This is a genomic window from Variovorax sp. 05L425 (assembly GCF_056397705.1).
In genome coordinates this window covers 59,173-82,192 of record NZ_JBFTNY010000023.1, presented here as the reverse complement: position 1 = coordinate 82,192, position 23,020 = coordinate 59,173, and the positions used below count along the sequence as shown (strand labels likewise).

Genomic DNA, 23,020 nt, shown 5'->3' with positions numbered 1-23,020 from the left:
TTTCCCCCTCCTCCGCCGTTGAACCAGCCGACGCCCGCAATCGTTGCCCAGAGCGCTGTGCGCCGTCTGCCGCGCATTGCATTGCTGATGCTGTGCGCGGCCTACCTGATGCCCGGCCTGCTGGGCCGCGGTCCCTGGAAGAGCGCCGACATCACCGCATTCGGGTACATGGCGGAATTGGCGCGCACCACGGAGGGCATCGCACGGTGGTTCGACCCCATGCTGCTCGGGTTGCGTCCCGAGACGCCGGCGCTGATTCCCTACTGGATCGGCGCCTGGGCCATCAAGTTCGCGCCCGCATGGATCAACCCCGATCTCGCCGTGCGGATCGCCTTCGCGCTCCTCCTCGCAGGCACCTTCGCCGCCACCTGGTACGCCGTCTACTACCTGGCCCGCACCTCGCGCGCGCAACCAGTGGCGTTCGCCTTCGGAGGCGAGGCACAGCCGACCGACTACGCGCGCGCGATTGCCGACGGTGCCTTGCTGGCGCTGATCGCCTGCCTTGGGCTAGCCCAACTGGGGCACGAGACCACGCCGGCGCTCGCCCAACTCTTTTTCGCCTCCCTGCTGTTCTATGGCGTTGCCGCGCTGCCATATCGGCGCGTCGGCGCTTTCGTGGTCCTCCTCATCGGCACCGTTGGCATGACCCTGAGCGGCGGCCCGACTGTCGGACTTGCGCTGGGCATCGGCTGCGGTGTCATCCTCATCGAAGAGCGCAGGCGCGGCGCAGCAGACCAGCCGACGGACTCCGAACCCGTCTACACAACGGGAGCCATCGTCGCCGTGTTCGGCGCCACGCTGCTGGCAGTGATACTGGCCGCCGCGCTGGGCCTGCTGCAATGGAAGATCGATCTGCCCGGCCACCGCATCATTCAAGAGGTGCGCGACCAAGCCAAGCTGCTGCTTTGGTTCACCTGGCCGGCATGGCCACTTGCCATCTGGACACTGTGGCGCTGGCGTCGTCAGCTGACGGCGCGGCATGTAGCCCTGCCCTTGTGGTTCGTTGTCGTTCCCTTGCTCGCCACTTGGACCACCAATTTTTCCGAGCGCTCGCTATTGCTGGGCTTGCCCGCATTTGCCACATTGGCCGCGTTTGCACTCCCGACTTTCAGACGCAGCGTGGCGGCGCTGATCGACTGGTTCACGCTGCTGTTCTTCAGCGGTTCGGCCATCACCATCTGGGTGATCTGGATCGCGATGCAGACCGGGGTGCCGGCCAAGCCCGCGGCAAACGTTGCAAAGCTGGCGCCCGGCTTCGTGCCGCAGCTTTCCGTAGTGGCCTTCATCTTCGCCGTGACTGCAACGCTCGCCTGGGCGTGGCTTGTGAGATGGCGCACCGGCCGCCATCGCGCGGCACTATGGAAGACGCTGGTACTGCCGGCCGGCGGCGCCGCCCTGTGCTGGACACTCGTGATGACACTGTGGCTGCCGGTGCTCGACTACGCCCGAAGCTACGCGCCCCAGGTCCGCGCGATCTCGGAGCGCGTCGGACAGCCCTACTGCATCTCCGAGCTCGCACTCGACCGGCCCCATATCGCGGCACTTCGCCATCACGGGAACTTCAACGTACAACCGCTGTTGGGCGGCCAGGCATGCCCCTGGCTGCTTGTCGGCCCCGTCGCGATCGCGCGCCTTCACGAGGTCGTGAATCTCGACGGATGGCGCCTCATCGGCACATTGCGTCGCCCGACCAGCCCGGCCGACGACTTGCTGCTCTATCAACGGATTGCCCCCGCAGGTGGCTAGCGAACGGCGTGTGATCGCGCGCCATGCAGCGACGGTGCTGGTCGGCCAACTGGCCGTCATGGCCTTCGGTGTCACTGACACGATCGTGGCCGGACGCTACGCCGAAGGCGCTCTTGCAGCCCTGTCGGTGGGCTCGGCGATCTTCATCAGCGTTTTCGTCTCCCTGATGGGTGCGCTGCAGGCACTCTTGCCCATCTGGGCCGAGCTTCACGGCGCGAAACGTACGTCGGAAGTCGGTCGATCGGTCCGGCAGTCGCTGTACCTGTGCGGCGCCGCGATCATCCTCGGGATGACGGTGCTGCTCTTTCCCGCGCCGATGCTTCGCTGGACCGAAGTGCCCGCGAGCATGCGAGACGATGTCGAGGCCTATCTGGGTGTGCTGGCCTTTGCATTGGCGCCCGCATTGCTGTTCAGGCTGTTCAGCACGCTCAACCAGGGTCTCGGGAAACCGCAGCTCGTGACGTGGCTGCAACTGGGGTCACTGGGCATCAAGCTCCCCTTGTCGATCTGGTTCACCTTCGGCGGCGCCGGACTGCCCGCCATGGGGCTGGTCGGGTGCGGATGGGCAACGCTGGTGGTCAACTACACGATGCTCGGCGCGGCGATCTGGTTGCTCCACAACGAGCCGTTCTATCGCGAATACCGCTTCTGGCAGCGCGTCGAGGCGCCGGACTGGACGCAGTTGCGCCAGTTCGCGCGGCTGGGCGTGCCCGCCGGGCTGGCCGTGCTGGTCGAGGTGACTTCGTTCACGCTGATGGCGCTCTTCATCGCACGCCTGGGTACGACGGCCTCGGCCGCACACCAGATCGCGTCGAACCTCACGGCCGTCGCGTACATGGTGCCCCTGTCGCTTTCCATCGCCACGAGTGCGCGCGTCAGTTTCTGGCTCGGCGCCGGCGATGACGCACTCGCGCGGCGTGCGGGCCGCAAAGGCTTCGAATTGACGGTGTGCCTCGCGCTGCTGTTCGCAACGTCGATGGCCCTGTTTCGATGGCAGCTCGCCGGCATCTACTCTGGCAACCCTGCCGTGATCGCGCTCGGCGCAATGCTGCTGCTGGTCACCGCGGGCTACCACTTCGCCGATGCAGTGCAGACGCTGTGTGTGTTCGTGCTGCGTTGCTATCGCGTCACGGTGATGCCGCTGATCCTCTACTGCACCCTGCTTTGGGGCATGGGACTCGGCGGGAGCTACCTGCTGGCCTATCGCGGCATCGGCCCCTGGACGGCCATGCATTCGCCGCTGGCCTTCTGGCTCATGAGCGCCGTGGCACTGTCCCTGACCGCGGGGCTTTTTCTGATCCTGCTGGCTCGCACCGTCAGGCCACCGCGCTGACCGCCGCGGCCGGTCGCAGCCGCGTGACCGGAAACACCAGCGCGAAGCGCGAACCGTTGCCGACCGTGCTCTCGATGCGCAATTCGGCCCCGTGCCGTTGCGCGATATGCTTCACGATCGCAAGGCCGAGCCCGGTGCCGCCGGTCTMGCGCGAGCGGCTGCGATCGATGCGATAGAAGCGCTCGGTCAGCCGCGGGATGTGCTCGGCAGCGATGCCGGGTCCGCTGTCGCGCACTGCGTATTCGCCGCGCCCGTCGGGAAGCAAGCGCCAGGTGACGGCCACCTGGCCGCCGGCGGGTGTGTAGCGGATTGCGTTGGTCACCAGATTCGACATCGCACTCTGCAGTTCGGTCGGCGCGCCTGCGATCTCGGTGTCCGCCTCCATCGAGAACGACAACTGATGGCCCTGCGTGCAAAGACGGCTCGAGAGCCCGCGTCCCTCGTCCTCGCATTGCGCCATGAGAGCCCGCATGCGGGTCCAGCGGCTGGCCGGCGGTGCCGCACTTCCTTCGAGGCGCGACAAGGTCAGCAGGTCGTTGACCAGCGTTTCCATGCGATGGGACTGCTGGCCCATGAGTGCGAGATAGCGCGATCTCTCCTCGGCATCCAGGGGCAGGTTCTGCAAGGTCTCGACGAAGCCGGCGAGCACCGTGAGCGGCGTGCGGATCTCGTGCGAGACATTGGCGACGAAATCGCGCCGCATGGCATCGGCCTGCTCGAGCGAAGTGATGTCGCGCGTGAGCAGCATCCGGCGATTGCCGGCGTACGGATGGACCTGCACCGAAAGCCGCGCCGGATGGCTGCGGTGCGGCAGTTTCGACGGCGCGTCGATCACGACGTCACGGCTGTAGTTCCACGAGGCCAGATAGGCGACGAATGCCGGGTCGCGGACCAGGTTGGCGAGATGCTGCAGCAGGTCGCGCTCGGCATCGATGCCGAACTGATCCGCCGCGGTCTGGTTGCACCATTCGATGCGTCCTTGCTGGTCGAGCAGCACCACACCGTTGGGAGAGGCCTGGATGGCCGCCAGAAATTCCTGCAGGCGCTCCTCGGCTAGCTGTGTCTCCTTCTCGCGATCGCGCAGCAGCTTGCGGATGCGCTCAGCGAGTTCGCCCCAGACGCCGGGACCGCGCGACGGCAGCCCGGAAACATCCTTCCGGAGAACGTCGAGAAGCCGCTGCGCGCGCCAGGCGTCGAGCAGCAGCCACAGGACGACGCCCAGCCAGGCACCCAGCCAGACGAAACGCCAGCCGAACGCCGCTGCAACGCAGCCGCCGACAAGCGAAGCGATCAGGAAAGTCGCGATACGAAACGGCATGAAGGTCCATTATCTCGCCCGGTCTTGCCCGGCGAGCCTTCTCACACCGTGGCCTGGGCCGTGAGCCGGTAACCCGCGCCACGCACCGTCTCGACCATCGGCGCGGCCGGGCCGAGCGATTCGCGCAGGCGCTTGACGTGCACGTCGACCGTGCGCTCTTCGATGTAGACGTGGTCGCCCCAGACCTTGTCGAGCAATTGCGCGCGGCTGTGCACGCGTTCGGCATGCTGCATGAGAAAGCCGAGCAGCTTGAATTCGGTCGGCCCGACTTTCAGAGGCGAGCCTTGCCAGGTGACGCGATGCGTCGCCGTGTCGAGAGCGAGTTCGCCGATTTCGACACGCTCGGTCACGACCTCGGGCGCACGGCGGCGCAGCACCGCACGGATGCGCGCCAGCATCTCCTGGGTTGAAAAAGGCTTGGTGATGTAGTCGTCGGCGCCGGCATCGAGGCCCGCCACCTTGTCGGGCTCGTCGCCACGCGCGGTCAGCATGAGAATCGGCATCGCCTTGGTGCGCGAATCCCTGCGCCACTGGCGGGCAAGCTGCAGGCCACTCTGGCCCGGCAGCATCCAGTCCAGCAGGACCAGGTCGGGCATGAACGCATCGATCTCGCGCTGCGCCGCGGCGCCGTCCTCGGCCCAGATCGGATCGAAGCCGTTATGCCGCAAATTGACGGCGATCAGTTCGGCAATCGAAGACTCGTCTTCAACGATCAGGATGCGGGGTTTCTTCATGAATCCTCAAATTCTCCGTTCGAGAGCGATCACTGCAACGCCGATTCGATTTCCTGCATCGAAGTGTGCCGCACGTCCGCTCCCTTGACGATGTAGATGATGAATTCCGCGATGTTCTTCGCGTGATCGCCGATGCGCTCAATGGCCTTCGCCAGGAACAGCAGGTCGAGGCTCGCGGAGATCGTGCGTGGGTCTTCCATCATGTAGGTGACCAGCTTGCGCACGAAGCCGTCGAATTCCTTGTCGATCAGGTCGTCGTCCTTCAGGATCGACAGCGCGGCGGCGGTGTCCAGCCGGGCGAAGGCATCGAGCGCCTTGCGCAGCAGGCCCGACGCCAGGTCCGCGGCAATGCGCAGTTCCGTGGAAGGCAACGCGCGCGCCGATCCGCTTTCGATGATCGACTTGACCATGCGCGCGATCTTGTTGGCCTCGTCGCCCACACGCTCCAGGTTGGCAGTGGTCTTCGAGATGGCGATCAGCAGCCGCAGGTCACGCGCGGTCGGCTGGCGGCGGGCGATGATCGACGACAGCTCGCGGTCGATCTCGATCTCCATCGCATTGACCCGGTGCTCGGTCTCCATCACGCGGTCGGCCGTCTCGGGGTCGAACTGCTGGAGCGCGTACACCGCCTGGTTGATCTGGGCCTCGACCATGCCGCCGAGCTCCATCACCCGCGAGGAGACCGTGTTGAGTTCGCTGTCGAACTGACTGGAAAGATGCTTTTCTGTCATGCGGCCTCCTTAGCCGAAACGGCCCGTGATGTAGTCTTCGGTCTCTTTGCGCTTCGGCTTGAAGAACAGTTCTTCGGTCGCGCCGAATTCGATCAGGTCGCCGAGGTACATGTAGGCGGTGTAGTCGCTGCAACGCGCCGCCTGCTGCATGTTGTGGGTCACGATGACCACGGTGTACTCGCTTTTCAGCTCGGCGATCAACTCTTCGATCTTGGCCGTGGAAATCGGGTCCAGCGCCGAGCACGGCTCGTCGAGCAAAAGCACTTCAGGCTTGATCGCGATACCGCGCGCGATGCACAGGCGCTGCTGTTGCCCACCGGAGAGGCCGGAGCCGCTCTGTTGAAGCTTGTCGCGCACCTCGGTCCACAGGGCGGCCTTCTTGAGCGCCCACTCGACGCGGTCGTCCATCTCGGAAGCACTGAGGTTCTCGAACAGCTTCACGCCGAACGCGATGTTGTCGTAGATCGACATCGGGAAAGGCGTCGGCTTCTGGAACACCATGCCGACCTTGGCACGGATCAGGGCCACGTCCTGCTTCGACGTCAGAAGGTTTTCGCCGTCGAGCGAAATGGTGCCCTCGGCGCGCTGCTCCGGGTACAACTCGAACATGCGGTTGAAGGTGCGCAACAAGGTCGACTTGCCGCAGCCCGACGGGCCGATGAAGGCCGTGACCTTGTTCTCGGGGATCTCGAGATTGATGCCCTTCAGCGCATGGAACTTGCCGTAGTAGAAGTTCAGATCCTTGACCGAGATCTTCGCGCGTGTCGGTTGAGCGATTGTGGTTGGCATGGTGTTCAGAGCTTGTTTCGCGTGAGAACGCGCGCGAGGATGTTGAGGGCCAGGACGGCAACGGTGATCAGGAACACGCCGGCCCAGGCAAGATGCTGCCAGTTTTCGTACGGGCTCATCGCGAACTTGAAGATCGTCACTGGCAGGCTGGCCATCGGTTGACGCATGTCCGCCGTCCAGAACTGGTTGCTGAGCGCAGTGAAGAGCAGCGGCGCGGTTTCACCGGCAATGCGGGCCACCGCCAGCAGCACGCCCGTGACGACGCCGGCCCGGGCGGCGCGCAGGGTAATGCTCAGGATGACCTTCCACTTCGGCGTGCCGAGCGCGTAAGCCGCTTCGCGCAGGCCCGGGGGAACCAGTTGCAGCATGTTCTCGGTCGTGCGGATCACGACCGGAATCACGATCAGCGCCAGCGCCAGTGAGCCGGCGAGGCCAGAGAACGACTTGAAGTACGCCACCACGATCGCATAGACGAACAGGCCGATGATGATCGACGGTGCCGACAGCAGGATGTCGTTGACGAAACGCACGATGCTGGAGAGCCATCCCTTGGGGTTGTACTCGGCGAGGTAGATGCCGGCCATGATCCCGATTGGCGTGCCGATGAAGGTGGCAAGCAGCACCATGGTGAGCGAGCCGAAGATCGCATTGGCGATACCGCCGTCCTCGTTGGGCGGCGGCGTCATTTCGGTCAGGGTACTCAGCGTCAGGCCGCCGATGCCGAGGCGCAGCGTTTCCCACAGGATCCAGATCAGCCAGAAGACCCCGAAGGCCATCGCCGCCAATGACAGGGTCAGCGCAATGAAGTTGACGCGCTTGCGCACGGCGAACTTGGCCGCGCGTGTTTCCTGGAGCGTCTTGGCGCTCAGCAGACGTTCAGCCGTGCTCATGACTTGGTTCCTTCGCTCTTGCGCATCTGCATCAGAAGCAGCTTGGACAGCGACAGCACGACAAAGGTGATGAAGAACAGCACAAGGCCGAGGTACATCAGCGAAGCCTGGTGCAAGCCCGCCCCTGCCTCGGCAAACTCGTTGGCCAGCACCGAGGTGATGCTGTTGGCCGCCTCGAAGACCGAAAGCGAATTGAGCTGGTTGGTGTTGCCGATGACGAAAGTGACCGCCATGGTCTCGCCCAGGGCCCGGCCGAGGCCGAGCATGATGCCGCCGATGACACCGGCCTTGGTGTAAGGCAGCACGACTTTCGACACCACTTCCCAGGTGGTCGAACCGAGCCCGTAGGCCGATTCCTTGAGCAGCGGCGGCGTCACCTCGAACACGTCCCGCATCACCGAAGCGATGAACGGAATGATCATGATCGCGAGGATGATGCCCGCCGACAGGATGCCGATGCCCACCGGAGGCCCCGACACCAGGGCGCCCAGGTAGGGAACGCCCGCGAAGAGTTTCTGCAGCGGTTGCTGCACGAATGTGGAAAGGATCGGCCCGAAGACCAGCAGACCCCACATGCCGTAGACGATGGAAGGCACCGCCGCCAGCAACTCGATCGCCGTGCCAAGTGGACGCTTCAACCAGGACGGCGACATCTCGGTGAGGAACAGCGCGATGCCGAAACTCACCGGCACGGCGATGATCAACGCGATGGCGGAGGTCGCCAGCGTCCCGTAGATCATCACAAGGCCGCCGTACTGGTCCTGCACCGGATCCCACACGCTGCTGGTGAGGAAACCGAGGCCGAACTTCGAGATGGCGGGCCAGGCGCCGACCAGCAGCGAAAGCAGAATGCCGATCAGCATCGCGAGCGTCAGCAGCGCGGCGCCCTTGGCGGCGAGGCCGAACAGTCGATCGGTGGTTGCGCCGCTGCGCGGCCGCTTGGCCGGCGGCGGACTCGCCGTGACGCGGGCGCGCTCGGCCGAAAGGTCGAGCGGCGTGGCGCTTGCGGGGAAAGTGGATGACACGGGTCGCTCCGAATGCGGCGCGCAATCAAGCGGAGTGCTCATACGCGCGCCGTCATGTCCTGCTTACTTGAAAGCGACGGGCTTGCCCGACGCATCCTTGATGTCGCCCCAGGCGGTCGAGATCACGCCCTTGACCTTGTCAGGCATCGGGACGTAGTCGAGGTCGGCGGCGGTCTTGTCGCCGGTCTTGTAGGCCCAGTCGAAGAACTTGAGCGTGGTGGCGGCTTGCGCGGGCTTGTCCTGCGTCTTGTGCATCAGGATGAAGGTCGCGCCGGTGATGGGCCACGAATCCTTGCCCGGCTGGTCGGTCAGCACCTGGTAGAAGCTCTTCGACCAGTCGGCGCCGGCAGCGGCAGCCTTGAAGGCCGAGTCGTCCGGCGACACGAAGGCGCCGTCCTTGTTCTGCATCAGCGCGTAGTTCATCTTGTTCTGCTTGACGTAAGCGTACTCGACGTAGCCGATCGAGTTGGGCAGGCGATTCACGAAGGCTGCGACGCCTTCGTTGCCCTTGCCGCCCGCACCGTTGGGCCAGTTGACGGCTGTGCCGTCGCCGACCTTGGCCTTCCAGTCGGGATTGGCCTTGCTCAGGTAGTTCGTGAACAGGAAGGTGGTGCCCGAACCGTCGGCGCGGCGCACCGTGGCGATGGCGGCGTCAGGCAGTGCCAGGCTGGGGTTGAGCGCCTTGATGGCCGGATCGTTCCACTTGGTGATCTTGCCGAGATAGATGTCGCCGAGAACCTGGCCGCTGAGCTTCAGTTCACCGGGCTTGATGCCTTGGATGTTGATCACCGGGACCACGCCGCCGATGACCGTGGGAAACTGCATCAGGCCCTTGGCTTTGAGTTCCTCGTCGGACAGGGGCATGTCGGATGCACCGAAATCGACCGTCTTCGCATCGATCTGCTTGATGCCCGCGCCCGAGCCGACGGATTGGTAGTTGATCTTGGCGCCGGTGGCCTTATTGAAGTCGGAAGCCCACTTCGCATACAGCGGCGCCGGGAAGCTGGCGCCGGCACCGGTGGCCTCGTCCGCAAATGCGGAAACATGGAAGAAAGCCGCGGCCAAGAGGCCGACGGCTGCAAATTTGAACGTCGTTTTCATGATGCTTCCTTTGAGCTGCACAAGAACCCCCTCAGGGGGCTTGGCACGGACTCTAGAAAGCTTGTGTGACAGTGATATGACATGCCTTCACAGAGGGAAAGGCCCCTCGGGGCCCCGCGGCACCACATGACGCTGTCACACAACTGTCATGGGCCGCGCCTAGCCTTGTCTGCACCCACCAGATACCGGTTGACGCAAGTCGCCCGCGATCTGCACGCTACGATCAGGCCCCGACATTTCCACCTCAACATGCAAAACGGAACCCGCCTCGCCGCGGTCGATCTGGGCTCGAACAGCTATCGCCTCGAGATCGGCCGCGTCGATCACGGCCAGATTCACCGCGCCGAATACATCAAGGAGACCGTTCGCCAGGGCAACGGCCTCGATTCCTCCCGAAACCTCACACCCGAGGCGATGCAACGCGGTTGGGACGCGCTGGCCCGCTTCGGCGAGCGGCTGGCGGGGTTCAAGCGCTCGGAAGTCCGCGCAGTCGCCACCCAGACCCTTCGCGAAGCCCGAAACCGCGACGACTTCCTGTTGCGCGCGCGCACCATTCTGGGCTTCGGCATCGACGTCATCACGGGCCGCGAAGAAGCGCGCCTGATCTACCAGGGGGTCGCACACATGCTGCCCCACACCGATGCGACGGACCGCGAACGCCGGCTGGTGATCGACATCGGCGGGCGTTCCACCGAAATGATCATCGGCCATGGGCTCGAAGCTGATGTGATGGAGTCGTACCGCGTCGGCAGCGTCGCGTGGTCGATGAAGCATTTTTCGCAAGGTCTGTTCACGACTTCGGCCTTCAAGGCTGCCGAAGTCGCCGCCAAGGCTGTGCTCGACGACGCGCTCTCCACCTATGTTCCCGATCGCTGGGATGTGGCCTATGGGGCATCCGGCACGATCGGCGCGGTGGGCGACGTGCTGGCGCTCGCCGGCGGCGAGCCGGGCCTGATCACCCGCGAGGGCCTCGACTGGCTGGTCGACCGGCTGCTCAAGGCCGGCAGCGCAGACCGCCTGCGCATCGAGGGAATGCGCGAGGATCGCAAGGCGGTGATCGGCGGCGGCGTGAGCGTGCTGCGGGCCGTGTTCGACCTCCTCGAGATCGAGGAAATGAGGGTCGCCCAAGGCGCGCTGCGCCACGGCGTGCTCTACGAGCTGCTGGAGCGCGATGACACGGTGGCTGACCTGCGCGCCAGCACGGTGGCCCGGCTTGCCAACCGTTTTGCCGTCGACGCGGCGCAGGTCAAGCGGGTCAGCGATACGGCGGCGGCGCTGTATCTGCAACTCGACCCGAGCGCGCGCGGCGGCGGCACCACCAGCCGCGCCGGCCGCTCGCTGCGCAAACTGAGCTGGGCCGCTCAACTGCACGAGATCGGCACCCATATTTCCCACAGCGAGTATCACAAGCACGGCGCATACATCCTCGACAACGCCGATGCGCCAGGCTTCGCCGTCAACGAGATGCACTGGCTGAGCCAACTGGTGCTCGGACACCGGGGCAAGCTGCGCAAGCTGGAATCGGTGCTGGACGACGCGACTTTCGTCCCGCAGTTGCTGGCACTTCGGCTGGCCGTGATCCTCTGTCACGCGCGACGGGATCCGGATCTGGCGGGACTGCGAATCTCGCGGCCCGACGGCAGGCTCTTCGCGATCACCTGTCGCTCGGAGTGGTCCGACCTCTACCCGCAATCCGCGCATCTGCTGCGCGAAGAGGTTCTGGCCTGGCAGAAGACCAACTGGCGGGTCGAACTCGCCAAGGTCTGAAGGGCCTTCAGAGCAGTTCCGGCGCCTGCACCGTGACGACCACGGTCTGCACGTCGCCGTCGCGCTCACGGGTGCGAATCCACCAGACGGCGCCCTTGCGCACCGGACAGCTGTCCTGCTGCAGTCCGAGCAGCAACGAAATGGCCTGACCGAGCGAAGGCTGGTGGCCGATCATGAGCACCACGGACTTGCCGTTTGGCCATCCGGCCACGGAGAGCAGTGCGTCGGGTGTGGTGTCGGGCGCGAGTTCGCCACGCAATTTGTACTTGCGGCCGAGCGCGAGCGCGGTCTGCTCGCAGCGGCGCGCGGGGCTGCAGACAATGCGTGTGCCTTCCGGCAACTGACGGTCGAGCCAGGCGGCCATCCGCTTCGCCTGCTTTTCACCGCGCGGGGTCAGGGAGCGCTGCATGTCGTCGCAGCCCTCTGTCCAATCGTCCGCCTCGGCGTGGCGCCAGAAAATCAAGTCCATGGATCAGTCTCGTGATGCGGCGCGCCGAAGTCCGCGCGACGCGTAACGGTTCATCAAGGCCGTTTGCGCACCGTGCGCTTCGATGGCGCGCGACGCGCCCTCCTCGCCCCCGTGGGTGTCCTTGTCCACGCGACGGTAGATGCCGTCCGGACCGAGGTCCCAGGCATCGCGCCCATCGTGCAGGTAGGCCACCAGGCATTCGTCGATGAGTCGCTGCCGCAGCACCGGATCCGTCACCGGCCAGACCACCTCGAGGCGCCGCATCATGTTGCGGTTCATCCAGTCGGCACTCGACAAATAGAGCGATTCGTCGTGCGACTGCCGGAAATAGAAAACGCGCGAATGCTCCAGGAAGCGGCCGATCACCGAGCGCACGCGGATGTTGTCGGTCAGGCCCGGCACCCGCGCCGGCAGCGTGCAGGCGCCGCGAACGATGAGATCGATCTTCACGCCCTTCTGCCCCGCCCTGACCAACGCAGCGATCAGGTCCTCGTCGGTCAGCGCGTTCATCTTCGCGACGATGCGCGTGGGTTCGCCGGCCGCCGACGCCGCACCCAGCGCGTCGATGCGTGCGATCAGGTTGCGATGCATGTCGAACGGCGCCACCCACATGCGGTGGAGCTTCGGCAGGCGGCTCTGGCTGGCCATGTGGACGAAGACGGCTTCCATGTCCGCCGTCAGCAGCGGGTCGGCCGTCAGATGGCTGATGTCGGTGTAGAGCGCCGCGGTGCGCGGGTTGTAGTTGCCGGTCGACAGATGCCCGTAGCGGCGCATCTGCTTGCCTTCGCGGCGCGTGACCAGCAGCATCTTGGCGTGCGTCTTCAGGCCGACGACGCCGTACACGACCTGCGCGCCGATCGATTCGAGCATCTCCGCCCAGTTGATGTTGGCCTCTTCGTCGAAACGCGCCTTGAGTTCCACGATCACGGTCACTTCCTTGCCGCGGCGCACGGCTTCGCGCAGCAGGTCCATCAGCTTGGAGTCGGTGCCGGTGCGGTAGATGGTCTGCTTGATCGCCAGGACCTGCGGGTCCTGCACCGCCTCGCGCAAGAAGGCCAGCACGCCCTCGAAGCTCTCGAAGGGCTGGTGGATGAGCGCATCGCCGCGCTGCAGCCTGTCGAAGAAGGACTGCCCCGGCGACAGCGTGACCGGGTAGGACGCCTGATAGGGCGGAAACTTCAGTTGCGGCTCGTCGAGCAGATCGATCAGCTGCGTCAGCCGGGCCAGGTTGACGGGCCCGTGCACGCGGTACAGGGCCTGCGCCGGCAGGTTGAACTGCGCCAACAAGAAGCTAGCGAGCGACTCGGCGCAGCTCGACGACACCTCCAGGCGCACGGCCTGGCCGTAGTGACGATGCTGCAAGCCCTGGCGCAACGCGGTACGCAGGTTCTTGACGTCTTCCTCGTCCACGGCGAGATCGGAATGGCGCGTCACCCGGAACTGGGAAAACTCGCCGACTTCCCGCCCCGGGAACATGCTCGACAGATGCGCCCGCACGATGCTCGACAGCGCGATGAACAAGGTCTTGCCGCCCGACACCTTGGCCGGCATGCGGATCACGCGCGGCAGCACCCGCGGCACCTTCACGATGGCGATCGGGTTCTCGCGGCCGAAGGCGTCCTTGCCGCTGAGCCGCACGATGAAGTTGAGCGACTTGTTGGCAACTTGCGGAAACGGATGCGCCGGGTCCAGCCCGACGGGGATCAGCAGCGGCCGGACCTCGCGCTCGAAGTAGTCATGCACCCATTTGCGCTGTGCCGGATTGCGCTCCCCATGCGAAATGATCTGCATGCCCAAGCTCGCGAAGGCCGGGATGAGCTCGTCGTTGTAGAGCGAATACTGCCGACCTACGAGCGCGTGCGCCGCCTCGGCCAAGCGCTCGAAGGATTCGACGCTGTAGTTGCCCTTGTGCTCGCCCGCCACGCTGGCGCCCAGGTGTGGCGCGGCACGGACCTCGAAAAACTCATCCAGGTTGGAGGAGACGATGCACAAGTACCGAAGCCGCTCGATCAGCGGCACTTCGGGTCGATACGCCCAGTCGAGTACGCGCTCGTTGAACGCCAGGATGCTGTGGTCTCGGTCGAGCAGTGTCAGCGCGGGTTTCGCGGCAACAGTCAGGCTGTCGCTGATTTCTGGCGGCATGGAGAGGAATTCTGGAACAACCGGCACGGAATCAACCATAAGCCAAAACATGACAGTTTCCGCGCCGCTTGTGACAGTTGCATGACAACGGCGTGACGGGCCTCGTTTGCCTGTCTTAGTTACCCAGAAAGTGCTTGCGATAGCGCGGCGGCAGGTCGTCGATGCGCATCAGCATCGGCAAATCGGCCGTATTGAAGTCAGGATCCCAGGCTGGCGGCCCCAGGACCTTGGCGCCCAGCCGAAGGTAGCCCTTGATCAGCGCTGGTGGCTCGATGTCCAAGGCGTCGTCCAGCCGGTGCACCGGCAGCGGCAGGCGTGGCTGGACGTGATACTGAATGGGCGCCATGTGGGTCGCCGAGAGCTGGCGCCAGATGCTGGCGGCCGCGTCGCCGCTGGTCACGCCGTTATGCCACATCGGAATACTGGCGCAGCCGATCATGGTGTCCAGTTTGTTGCGGTTCATGAAAGCCGCCAGCGCACCCCAGAGCGCCAGGATTACGCCGCCCTGCCGGTGGTCCGCGTGAACGCAGCTACGGCCGAGTTCCACCATGCGCTCGCGCAGATCGCGCAGGCGGGTCAGGTCGAATTCAGTGTCGCTGTAAGTGCTGCCGACGCGCCGCGCCTGGGCAGGCGTGAGCACACGATAGGTGCCGATCACCCGGCGCGTGGCATCGTCACGCACCAGGAGATGCTCGCAAAAGTCGTCAAAAAGATCGATATCGTGACCTTCCAGCAGCGTCGCGAGGCGCGCGCCCATCTCGCCGGCAAAAACCTCATAGCGCAGGCGCTGTGCCGCGCGAACGTCATCCTGATGACGGGCCCAACTGACGCTGATGCCGCCCGCCGAGGGCTCGCTCGCCGGCGCAGTACTCGGCACAGGGATTGCTGCAGGACGCTGAGCCGCGCCGGGCGTCGGCCAGAGGGCCGCACGCAGGCCCAGTTGAGAGAACGGAAAAGTCGGTGTGGGCAGTTCTTTCATGCGGGTCCCTTTCTGCCGACGAAGTCTCGGGACATGCGGTGAAACAAGCGTGTCATTCCGGTGGCAATTGCATGACTTGCGCGAATCCCGCCGCTTCATCGTTTAATGCCGAAGATTCGCCCAACGGAGATTTCATGGCCAACGAAACCAGGGTCGAGGTCGAAACCCGACGCCATCAGATGTTTCCCCTGCTGACTGCCCAGGAGATCGGGCGCATCAGGCGCTTTGGCAGCGTCAGGCGGTATGCGGCCGGCACCTGCCTGTTCAAGGCCGGGGAGCCCGGCCCGGGCATGTTCGTCGTGCTCGACGGCGTGGTGGCGATCAGCCAGCGCGACGGTCTCGGCCGTATCGTGCCGATCGAACGACAGGGGCCGGGCCAGTTTCTTGCCGAAGTCGCGCAGCTTTCGGGCCGCCCGGCGCTGGTCGACGGACATGCCGAAGTCGACGTCGAGACACTGCTGGTGCCGCCCGACCAGTTGCGCGCCCTGATCATTGCGGAGGCCGACCTTGGCGAACGGCTGGTCCGGGCCATGATCCTGCGGCGCGTCGCGCTGATCGAATCGGGCGCGAGTGGCCCGGTATTGATCGGACCACCGCAATCCGCCGAAGTGTTGCGGATCCAGAACTTCCTCGGCCGCAACGGCCATCCCTACCATGTGGTCGACGCCACGCAAGACGCCGACGCGGCCGCGCTGCTCGAACAATATGGCGAGGTCGACCTGCTGGTTGTCTGCCCCAACGGCTCCGTCATGGCCAATCCAACGGAGAACGCATTGGCTCGCTGCCTCGGCATGGTCGACACCATCGAGCATGAGGATCTGTTCGATGTGCTGGTGGTCGGTGCCGGGCCCGCAGGGCTGGCAACCGCGGTCTACGCCGCATCGGAAGGTTTGCGCGTCATCGTCGTCGACTGTCGCTTCTTTGGCGGACAGGCGGGCGCCAGTGCGCGCATCGAGAATTACCTCGGATTCCCGACCGGCATCTCCGGCGGCGCCCTCGCCGGCCGCGCCTACGTGCAGGCGCAGAAATTCGGCGTCGAGATGCTGATCCCGGCCGAGGTTGCTTCCCTCGATTGCACCCGCGCGGAGTCACATGGCGAAATCTCAGTCCAACTCGTCGACGGCCGAAAGCTCCGATCGAAGACGCTGGTGATCGCCAGCGGCGCGCGCTATCGCCGTCCTGATGTGCCGCGCCTGTCCGAGTTCGAGGGACGAGGCATCTGGTACTGGGCCTCGGCGCTGGAGGCCAAGCTCTGCAGTCAACAAGAGGTCGCCCTGGTCGGCGGCGGCAACTCGGCGGGCCAGGCCGCGGTTTTTCTTTCGCAGCACGCTGCCAAGGTCAATGTGCTGGTGCGCGGCCCCTCGCTGGCGGCCACCATGTCGCGCTACCTGATCGACCGCATCGAGGCCACGCCCAACATCGCGCTGCGTCCGCATACAGAACTGATGCAATTGCACGGTGAACCATCGACCGGCCTGAACGGTGCGACGTGGCGCGACCGCCGCAGCGGCCAGCAGCAGGATTGCCCGGCGCGGAACATCTTTCTTTTCATCGGCGCGGTGCCGGAGACGGACTGGCTCGAAGGCTGCGGCGTCGCGCTCGACAAGCACGGCTTCGTGCTGACCGGCTCTGCGGCGCGCGGCGGCTTTCCGGCGAAGGTGGCGGCCCCGCTCGAATCCAGCGTGCCGGGCGTCTTCGCGATCGGCGATGTGCGTTCGGGCTCCGTCAAGCGCGTGGGCGGTGCCATCGGCGAAGGCGCGGCGGTCGTTGCACTCATCCATCAACACCTGGCGTCGTCGGCGGCCGTGGCCTGACGCGCATCCAATACTCGAAGCCCTGAACCGCGAGGAAACGCCGATGTCGAGCATCTACCCCTGCTCCCACGTTCCCAACGTCATCGTTCCGCCCAAATCGGCGGGATGCGAGGAATGCCTCGCGATGGGCGACGAGTGGGTCCACCTGCGCCTGTGCGTGCATTGCGGCCATGTAGGCTGCTGCGACTCGTCCAAGAACCGGCACGCAACCCGGCACTACAGGGCAACCGGACACCCGGTCGTGGCGTCGCTCGAGCGCGGCGAAGACTGGATGTGGTGCTACGCGCACGACGAGCAGGTCGGCTAAGGCCCTGCCCTGCACGAAGTGCCGCCGAGGGCTATGCTGGCCGGCCTTGTCACCACACACGGAATCCAGAGACATGCCCCAAGCACCCATCGACGCCTATTCCTGGGCCACGCCCAACGGCCACAAGGTTCACATCATGCTGGAGGAATGCGGCCTCCCCTATCGCGCACACCCGGTCAACATCGGCAAGGGCGACCAGTTCGAACCGGCCTTCCTGAAGATCAGCCCCAACAACAAGATCCCCGCCATCACCGACCCTGAAGGGCCGGACGGCAAGCCGATCTCGCTGTTCGAATCCGGGGCGATCCTGGTCTACCTCGCGGGCAAGACCGGCAAGTTCCTTCCCACTGATGACCGTAGCCGCTATGCGGTGCTCCAGTGGTTGATATTCCAGATGGGCAGCGTCGGTCCGATGCTCGGCCAGGCGCATCACTTTCGCAACTACGCCCCGGAGAAGATCGCGTATGCGATCGACCGCTATTCGAACGAAGCCAAGCGCATCTACGGCGTCATCGACAAGCAGCTCTCGTCGAACAAGTTCATCGCGGGCGACACCTATTCGATTGCCGACATCGCGATCTTTCCGTGGCTTCGGAGCTGGGAGAACCAGGGCATCGTGCTCACCGACTATCCGCATCTCAAGCAATGGTTCGACGGCATCGCGGCCCGCCCCGCGGTGCAGCGCGGCGTCAAGGTTCTCGCCGATCTGCGCACACCCATCACGGGCGACAAGGAACGGGAAATCCTGTTTGGCAAATCGCAATATCAACGTCGCTGAACGCAAAAAACCAAAGAGCGCCTTCCGCCGGGTTAGAATCGCAGGCTCGTCGGGGTGTAGCGCAGCCTGGTAGCGCATCTGGTTTGGGACCAGAGGGTCGAAGGTTCGAATCCTTTCGCCCCGACCATTGAAATGTGAATGCCGGCAATGGGTTAGCCCATTGCCGGCATTTCTCGTTTCGAGGCACTGTTTCAAACAGATGAGAGATTCTTAAGGGCAACGAGCGAATCCGATCTGCCCTGATGCGCCCCCTCCTGGTTTGCATGCGCACCCCTGGGCAAGTTCGCAGTTGTCCCACAGCAGCCACCATGCTGGCCGCGCTCGTGACCGCCGAGGATCAACGAGATTTGCAAACGCCTGTCATGGAGCCCGCCGTGGTTGCGGCGATCGCTCGAACCCAGCGTGAGACCAAACCCCGCTGACGGCCGATAGGGCGCGCCTTCGGTCGCATGTTGCTTCAGAGACTTTCCGACACGTCTCATTTCCATATCGGACCACCTGATATCTACTCCGCGCCAGTCGGAGCCAAGCGCCCGCCCTGAGCCGGCTCTTCTCTTGTCGCAGCGTCCGCGCAGACGTCTGCACGCCACAAAAGGTGATACCTTCATGACCGATATGACCGCATCAGTGCACTTCTCGATCAAGTATGACGGCCCGGCCCTGCAGAACTACCAGATGGACGTCCGCGAGTTGGCGCCGGCTCTGATCGCTTTCTCGAATCTGCTGGAAGAGGCAAACAAGGCGGCCTTTCCGGATGCCTCGGAGGTACGTGTCAATGTCCAGGGCAATTTCAAGGGCGGATCCTTTGGGGTAGACCTGATCGCGGTTCAGACAATCGCCCAGCAACTTGTGTCGATGCTGTCCGGGCCAGCGGCGACTGCGGCCGCGAATCTATTGGCAATCCTGGGAGGCCTCGGCCTTGTCACGGCGGGCGGAGGTGGCCTGATCGGCCTGATCAAATGGCTTCGGGGTCGCAAACCTTCGTCCATCCGGTTTGATGGTGACAAAACGATCTTCGAGGTGGTCGGATTCGAAGTGAAGGAATCATTCGAAGTCGACCTTGTCGCCGGCAGGTTGTACCAAAGCAGAATCGTCCGACAATCGCTCGCAAAGGTTTTGAAGCCGCTGGAGCGCGAAGGGGTTGACCTCTTTGCGTGCGGCCGCGATGGTCAAACAGAGACCGTCATCACTAACGTCGAAGTTCCGTACTTCGAGATTGCTGCGAGCAACACCGATGTCGTTTCCGATAGCCTCTCGGAACACGCCGTTCTTCAGATCGAGTCGGCCGTATTCAAGGACGGCAACAAGTGGCGATTCAATGATGGAAGCACCTCGTTCTTCGCGGAAATCATCGATGTCGACTTTCTAGCGAAAATCGAATCAGGAGAGCAGCGGTTCGGCAAGGGCGACGTGTTGATCGTGGACCTTCGCCGCATTCAGACCATCAGCGACAACGGCCTGAAAGCTGAGTACTTCATAGCAAAAGTGCGCGAGCACAAGGCGCCACTCCAGGCGCGTCTATAGGCGCATGAGCGACTCAGCCGTCGTCTTCTTTTCGTTTACAGAGGCCGGTTTGTCCTGGTCGGCCCCAGACATCCTCAGTCACCCATGCGATCCCAGATGCTCACGCACCACGGTGACGTGATCTCCGACCTTAGACAAGGCGCCTTGGAGCTCTGACTCAGTGCAGTGGAGCTGTTCACACCAATACTTGAGTTCGACCGGATCGTGGGTATTGATGCGACCCGGGTCCAGCGGTTTGAAATTGCTCAGATCGTCCGACATGTGGCCTCCTGGCTGCGGTTCGCCGCTGATTCTTATAGGCCCGCGCGAACCGATTGGCAAGCTCGCACAACGTCCGCCGAGGCGAAGCGCCTTCACCCATGCGCCAGCAGCATCTTCATGAACGTGATGCCATTGCGCTGGCCTTTGTCTTCATCGCAATTGTTGAAGATCAGGTGCGTGTTGCGCACCTTGTAGGCCAGCCGGATGACCTCCACCATGATTTCGCGCAATTCCTGGTCCGGGTAGTCGTAGTCGAAGCGCTCCGCCGCCGAGCTTGCGCCCTTGGCGTTGTAGGTGTCGACGTTGCGGCCGTGCAGCCGCACCAATGCGTAGTCCGGGTTCGTGGTCTCGGCCAGCAAGGGAACGCTGTTCGCGAAGCCCTGAGGTCCGTCGACCACGGTGTGCACGGCGCGCAGTTCCCGCAGGAAGTCGATGGTGCCGACGCGATGCGACTCATCGAACCACGACGCGTGGCGGAACTCGACGCTGACCGTGTGCCCCGCCATCTGTTCGACGCAATGCTCGACGTGCGCAAACCCCTCCTGGTTGCACATCAGCCAGGGCGGGAACTGGAAGTGGACCAGGCCGAGCTTGCCGGCTTCCTTGAGCGGCAGGATCGCGTCGATGAACCGTCTCCATAGCTCGGTGCGTATCTCCGGCGGCGTGCTGCGGTAGTGCAGCGTCTTGGTCGAACCGAGTGCCTCCTTGATGTCCTTGTGCAGCACCTTCGGATCTGTCTGGTGACCCGTGAAGAGTCGGAACGCCTTGACGTTGAAAACGAAGTTCTCCGGCGTGCGCTCGGCCCAATTGAACACGGTGGTGGGCGCCGGGATGCCGTAGTAGCTGCTGTCCACCTCGACGAGCGGAAAGATGGACGAATAGAAGCGCAGCCGCGCCTCGGGCGTCTTTGCTTCCTTCGGGTAGAAGCGCCCGCAATCGATCAGCGTCTTGTCAGTCCATGAAGCGGTGCCGACAAGGATCGCCATGATCAGGGCCCATGTACGCTGCTAGCGGCACTCGCAGACCGCACCGCGCGTGCACGCGCCGAGCGCATTGCCGGCGCTGGCGGTCGTGGCGCCGGCCCTGCAGCTCGCCCGCGCATTGGCAGGGCACGAAATGTTGCACCCGAGGCAGGCGCCGGCAACGGGTGCTTCGCAGTAGCTGCCCACCTGCGGATCGTTCATCGCGGTGCCCGACACCTTTCCGAATTGAGAGCATCCGGCCAACAAGACGGCGGCAAGAACCAAGGCAAACTTCATTCGAAACTCCAAAACATCAACGCTCGCGGCAGCCGGAGACCCGCTTCCAGACTAGCCCACGGAACGGAAAGGAGTATCGGCCAAACTCCCGCCCTCGCGCACGCCGTCGCTGACGCATTCACAATTCCGCCTTCTTGACCATCGGAGGCGACATGGATCTTCAATTGACCGGCAAGCATGTGCTCATCACCGGCGGCAGCCGCGGCATCGGCCTGGCGTGTGCGCGAGCCTTCCTGCAGGAAGGTGCGCGCGTCAGTCTTGCAGGACGAACGCCGGCGCACCTCGACGCCGCAGCCGCGCAGATGCGTTCGGCGGGGCACGCGGTCGGCGGCTATTGCGCGGACCTCGGCGACGCGCGTGCGGCCTTGAACATGATCGACGCGGTGCAGGCCGAATCGGGCCCGATCGACATCCTGGTGAACTCCGCCGGTGCCGCACGCCGGACACCTTTCGACGAACTTCAGCCGCAGACCTGGCACGACGCGATGCAGGCGAAGTTCTTCACCTATGTGAACGTGATGGACCCCGTCATCAAGCGAATGGGCGAGCGCGGCTCCGGCGCGATCGTCAACGTCATCGGCATGGGCGGCAAGGTGGCCACGCCCACCCATCTTGCGGGCGGCGCTGCCAATGCCGCGCTGATGCTGGCCACCGCCGGCCTCGCCGCCGCCTACGGGCCGCGCGGCGTTCGCGTGAACGCAGTCAATCCCGCGCTGACGCTGACTGATCGCATGGCCGAAGGCATTGCAGCCGATGCGCGCCTGCGCAAGCTGACCGAAGCCGAAGTGCTTCGCGACGCCGAGGCGCGCATGCCGCTCGGCCGGCTGGCCAAGCCGGAGGACATTGCCAACGCGGTGGTTTTTCTCGCATCGCCGAGCGCGAGCTATATCTCGGGCGCGATCCTGTCGATGGACGGGGCCGCCGTGCCGATGGTGGTGTGAGATTCAGCGGGACCCGAACAGCACCGTAAAATCCCCGCAGCACACTCGCTGCCCGTAGCTCAGTTGGATAGAGCACCTGCCTTCTAAGCAGGTTGTCGGGGGTTCGATCCCCTCCGGGCAGGCCATTCATCAAAGCCCCAGATCGCTCAAGCCAGGGTGTTCATCCGGGCGTCGGCCGAGCGGCCAGTGGAATTTCCGTTCGGACCCCTTGATGGGCAGGTCGTTGATGCTGGCATGTCGCCACGCCATCAGGCCGTCCGCGTTGAACTCCCAGTTCTCGTTGCCGTAGCTTCGAAACCAGTTCATCGAGTCGTCGTGCCATTCGTATGCGAATCGGACGGCGATTCGGTTTCCGCCAAAGGCCCACAGTTCCTTGATGAGGCGGTACTCGAGTTCGCGCGCCCACTTGCGTTCCAGCATGGCCTGCGCCGCTGCGCGCCCCTGGAAGATCTCGGCGCGGTTGCGCCAGCGGGTGTCCAGGCTGTAAGCAAGGGCGACACGAGAGGGGTCACGCGTGTTCCATCCGTCCTCCGCCAGCCGAACTTTCTGCGTGGCGGATTCGAGGGTGAACGGCGGGAGCGGGGGACGTTCTTCCATGGCAGTTCCTTTCGATGAAAACACTGCGCTCTCGAAGACTACTGCAGACGCGTCCTCCGCCTCGGGCTCACGACAGAATTCTCGCGCGCGTGGAAGACTGTCGCGCACTCTGGGCTGGCCGTTGTATGCGCCCGGAAATTCCGCTGGGCTGCGCTCTGTCGACGCCAAACGGAGCCCTCATCAAATTTGAGGAGAGGGAGAATCCGCATGTCACAGCGGCCGTCATGGACTACAAGGACAAGGCGAAGAATCCCAAAAAGGAGGAGACGCCACCGTGAGCAAGCTCAAGATCATCGCCATCACGGCAATCGTCATCCTGCTGGCCATCGCCATCTTCTCTGCGCTCGACCCGAGGCCATAAAGCAGGCCCTCTTGATGCAGGCGTCACATCCCGGCCCGCGAATATCGGTCCACTTGGCACGCGAACGAACCCGGGTCCGTCTGGCAGGGTCCGAATTGACGAGGAGGACGGGTGTCGGTGGTTGAGCACCCGGCCAAGAGGCACAGCAGAAACG

22 protein-coding genes and 2 tRNA genes are annotated in these 23,020 nt (G+C 64.3%); 10 read left to right on the top strand and 14 right to left on the bottom strand.

Annotated features, from left to right (window positions below):
• Nucleotides 1-18 precede the first annotated feature (18 nt).
• A complete protein-coding gene (locus tag AC1DN9_RS23510; protein ID WP_478104077.1) occupies nucleotides 19-1,746 on the top strand; it encodes a hypothetical protein in 1,728 nt (575 codons plus the stop codon).
• Nucleotides 1,739-3,079 (top strand): MATE family efflux transporter, encoded by a 1,341-nt coding sequence (locus AC1DN9_RS23505; protein WP_478104076.1) that lies wholly within the window; start codon nucleotides 1,739-1,741, stop codon nucleotides 3,077-3,079. Before AC1DN9_RS23510 ends, AC1DN9_RS23505 begins: the two co-directional genes overlap by 8 nt.
• Here AC1DN9_RS23505 and phoR read toward each other — a convergent pair.
• The 7 genes from phoR to pstS are packed head-to-tail and all read right to left on the bottom strand — an operon-like array spanning nucleotide 3,063 to nucleotide 9,667.
• Nucleotides 3,063-4,397: a phosphate regulon sensor histidine kinase PhoR gene (phoR, locus tag AC1DN9_RS23500; protein ID WP_478104075.1), complete on the bottom strand. Its 1,335-nt coding sequence runs from the start codon at nucleotides 4,395-4,397 to the stop codon at nucleotides 3,063-3,065. The genes AC1DN9_RS23505 and phoR overlap by 17 nt on opposite strands.
• A gap of 41 nt (nucleotides 4,398-4,438) precedes the next feature.
• A complete protein-coding gene (gene phoB, locus AC1DN9_RS23495) occupies nucleotides 4,439-5,131 on the bottom strand; it encodes a phosphate regulon transcriptional regulator PhoB (RefSeq protein WP_478104074.1) in 693 nt (230 codons plus the stop codon).
• 29 nt (nucleotides 5,132-5,160) lie between these two features.
• Entirely contained in the window at nucleotides 5,161-5,862 is a 702-nt protein-coding gene (gene phoU, locus AC1DN9_RS23490; RefSeq protein WP_478104072.1) for a phosphate signaling complex protein PhoU, read from the bottom strand.
• 9 nt (nucleotides 5,863-5,871) lie between these two features.
• The gene (gene pstB, locus AC1DN9_RS23485; protein ID WP_478104071.1) at nucleotides 5,872-6,651 is read right to left on the bottom strand and encodes a phosphate ABC transporter ATP-binding protein PstB; all 780 of its coding nucleotides are present in this window, start codon (nucleotides 6,649-6,651) and stop codon (nucleotides 5,872-5,874) included.
• 5 nt (nucleotides 6,652-6,656) lie between these two features.
• Complete coding sequence (gene pstA, locus AC1DN9_RS23480; RefSeq protein ID WP_478104070.1) at nucleotides 6,657-7,541, bottom strand: phosphate ABC transporter permease PstA; 885 nt, start codon at nucleotides 7,539-7,541, stop codon at nucleotides 6,657-6,659.
• Nucleotides 7,538-8,608 (bottom strand): phosphate ABC transporter permease subunit PstC, encoded by a 1,071-nt coding sequence (pstC, locus tag AC1DN9_RS23475; protein WP_478104068.1) that lies wholly within the window; start codon nucleotides 8,606-8,608, stop codon nucleotides 7,538-7,540. Before pstC ends, pstA begins: the two co-directional genes overlap by 4 nt.
• 21 nt (nucleotides 8,609-8,629) lie before the next feature.
• Nucleotides 8,630-9,667, bottom strand: a complete 1,038-nt coding sequence (gene pstS, locus AC1DN9_RS23470) for a phosphate ABC transporter substrate-binding protein PstS (RefSeq protein ID WP_478104067.1) — start codon at nucleotides 9,665-9,667, stop codon at nucleotides 8,630-8,632.
• A 249-nt stretch (nucleotides 9,668-9,916) separates the two neighbouring features.
• Between pstS and AC1DN9_RS23465 the strand changes: the two genes are divergently transcribed.
• A complete protein-coding gene (locus AC1DN9_RS23465; RefSeq protein WP_478104065.1) occupies nucleotides 9,917-11,434 on the top strand; it encodes a Ppx/GppA phosphatase family protein in 1,518 nt (505 codons plus the stop codon).
• A 7-nt stretch (nucleotides 11,435-11,441) separates the two neighbouring features.
• On the opposite strand, the gene AC1DN9_RS23460 is transcribed toward AC1DN9_RS23465, so the two are convergent.
• The 3 genes from AC1DN9_RS23460 to AC1DN9_RS23450 form a co-directional block, all read right to left on the bottom strand.
• Nucleotides 11,442-11,903, bottom strand: a complete 462-nt coding sequence (locus tag AC1DN9_RS23460) for a SixA phosphatase family protein (protein WP_478104064.1) — start codon at nucleotides 11,901-11,903, stop codon at nucleotides 11,442-11,444.
• Between the two features lie 3 nt (nucleotides 11,904-11,906).
• Nucleotides 11,907-14,045 carry a polyphosphate kinase 1 gene (ppk1, locus tag AC1DN9_RS23455; protein ID WP_478104062.1) on the bottom strand — a complete coding sequence of 713 codons (2,139 nt, stop codon included), beginning with the start codon at nucleotides 14,043-14,045 and terminating at the stop codon, nucleotides 11,907-11,909.
• Nucleotides 14,046-14,160: 115 nt separating this feature from the next.
• Entirely contained in the window at nucleotides 14,161-15,024 is an 864-nt protein-coding gene (locus tag AC1DN9_RS23450) for a GNAT family N-acetyltransferase (RefSeq protein WP_478104061.1), read from the bottom strand.
• Nucleotides 15,025-15,158: 134 nt separating this feature from the next.
• Here AC1DN9_RS23450 and AC1DN9_RS23445 point away from each other — a divergent pair, with 134 nt between their 5' ends.
• The 5 genes from AC1DN9_RS23445 (at nucleotide 15,159) to AC1DN9_RS23425 (ending at nucleotide 19,447) form a co-directional block, all read left to right on the top strand.
• Nucleotides 15,159-16,838: an FAD-dependent oxidoreductase gene (locus tag AC1DN9_RS23445; RefSeq protein WP_478104059.1), complete on the top strand. Its 1,680-nt coding sequence runs from the start codon at nucleotides 15,159-15,161 to the stop codon at nucleotides 16,836-16,838.
• Between the two features lie 43 nt (nucleotides 16,839-16,881).
• Nucleotides 16,882-17,145 (top strand): UBP-type zinc finger domain-containing protein, encoded by a 264-nt coding sequence (locus AC1DN9_RS23440; RefSeq protein WP_478104058.1) that lies wholly within the window; start codon nucleotides 16,882-16,884, stop codon nucleotides 17,143-17,145.
• 73 nt (nucleotides 17,146-17,218) lie between these two features.
• The gene (locus AC1DN9_RS23435; RefSeq protein WP_478104057.1) at nucleotides 17,219-17,923 is read left to right on the top strand and encodes a glutathione binding-like protein; all 705 of its coding nucleotides are present in this window, start codon (nucleotides 17,219-17,221) and stop codon (nucleotides 17,921-17,923) included.
• Nucleotides 17,924-17,973: 50 nt separating this feature from the next.
• Nucleotides 17,974-18,050, top strand: a tRNA-Pro gene (locus AC1DN9_RS23430).
• Between the two features lie 479 nt (nucleotides 18,051-18,529).
• Entirely contained in the window at nucleotides 18,530-19,447 is a 918-nt protein-coding gene (locus AC1DN9_RS23425) for an LAPAL motif-containing putative phage structural protein (RefSeq protein WP_478104056.1), read from the top strand.
• 78 nt (nucleotides 19,448-19,525) lie between these two features.
• Here the strand turns inward: AC1DN9_RS23425 and AC1DN9_RS23420 are convergent, their stop codons facing one another.
• The 3 genes from AC1DN9_RS23420 to AC1DN9_RS23410 all read right to left on the bottom strand — a co-directional run bounded on the left by AC1DN9_RS23420 (nucleotide 19,526) and on the right by AC1DN9_RS23410 (nucleotide 20,967).
• Nucleotides 19,526-19,708, bottom strand: a complete 183-nt coding sequence (locus tag AC1DN9_RS23420; protein WP_478104054.1) for a DUF3606 domain-containing protein — start codon at nucleotides 19,706-19,708, stop codon at nucleotides 19,526-19,528.
• 92 nt (nucleotides 19,709-19,800) lie between these two features.
• The gene (locus AC1DN9_RS23415; protein WP_478104053.1) at nucleotides 19,801-20,694 is read right to left on the bottom strand and encodes a DUF72 domain-containing protein; all 894 of its coding nucleotides are present in this window, start codon (nucleotides 20,692-20,694) and stop codon (nucleotides 19,801-19,803) included.
• A gap of 21 nt (nucleotides 20,695-20,715) precedes the next feature.
• On the bottom strand, nucleotides 20,716-20,967 hold the full coding sequence (locus AC1DN9_RS23410; RefSeq protein WP_478104052.1) for a hypothetical protein: 252 nt from the start codon (nucleotides 20,965-20,967) through the stop codon (nucleotides 20,716-20,718).
• Between the two features lie 152 nt (nucleotides 20,968-21,119).
• On the opposite strand from AC1DN9_RS23410, the gene AC1DN9_RS23405 reads away from it, so the two are divergent.
• A complete protein-coding gene (locus tag AC1DN9_RS23405; RefSeq protein WP_478104050.1) occupies nucleotides 21,120-21,908 on the top strand; it encodes an SDR family NAD(P)-dependent oxidoreductase in 789 nt (262 codons plus the stop codon).
• A gap of 48 nt (nucleotides 21,909-21,956) precedes the next feature.
• A tRNA-Arg gene (locus AC1DN9_RS23400) sits at nucleotides 21,957-22,033 on the top strand.
• A gap of 4 nt (nucleotides 22,034-22,037) precedes the next feature.
• Here AC1DN9_RS23400 and AC1DN9_RS23395 read toward each other — a convergent pair.
• Nucleotides 22,038-22,505: a nuclear transport factor 2 family protein gene (locus AC1DN9_RS23395; RefSeq protein ID WP_478104049.1), complete on the bottom strand. Its 468-nt coding sequence runs from the start codon at nucleotides 22,503-22,505 to the stop codon at nucleotides 22,038-22,040.
• Nucleotides 22,506-23,020: the final 515 nt, after the last annotated feature.